This window comes from Alteromonas sp. 4NH20-0056 (assembly GCF_057539655.1).
On record NZ_BAAJLS010000032.1, the window covers coordinates 1 to 689 of the forward strand.

Sequence of the window (689 nt, forward strand, 5' to 3'; positions counted from 1 at the left end):
GAGTGTTGTCGCTCACCAGTGAAGATAATTGTGCTGTTGGACGAACGAGTTGTGATGTTTTCTTGCAGCCCAGCCCACACATAATTTCTTGTATCTGAAGCAGATACTTCAGAGGATTGTTTATTTCGCGCAATCACTATCAGCGGTAAGTTTCCAAAATTAGGTTTTAGTGCTTGTAGTTCATTAAGGCTTTGCTGGAATGAATTCGCTTCATCCAAGCTAGTATATTGATGCTTAGTTGTACTTTTCTTGGCCTTTTCTTCAGGGTTAGAATTGGAAAGATATAATCTTGGTAATCCAACTGGCGCAGCCCACATACCAAATTTGAAAAGGTACTTTTTTATAAAGCTTGGCTTGGGCATGTTATCAATTTGGCTTTCATGAGCTGAGTCAATTAATACCAAACCAGCTATTTCGTCGGGATACTTCAGAGCGAACTGCTGCATGTTCACGCCACCGAAGGAATGACCAACAAGAATAATCGGCCCTATTAATTTCTTTTTCTCCAGCATTGAGTGAAGCTCTCGGACAATTTCTTCACTTGTCCTTTCTTTCGGGCTTTCGTCGCTCCAGCCAAGTCCAGCCCTGTCGTAAGTTATTACTCTGGCAAATTTTGAGACTTCATCTGACACCTTCTTCCAAACAGACAAATCATCGCCCATACCAGAATCAAAAATTACGTTTACACG

The 689-nt window shown here is 41.4% G+C and carries 1 protein-coding gene; it reads right to left on the reverse strand.

From position 1 onward, the window contains the following. Positions 1-689 (reverse strand): alpha/beta hydrolase (locus tag AC27EZ_RS18120; RefSeq protein ID WP_487136662.1); only part of this gene is annotated, 689 nt, incomplete at both ends.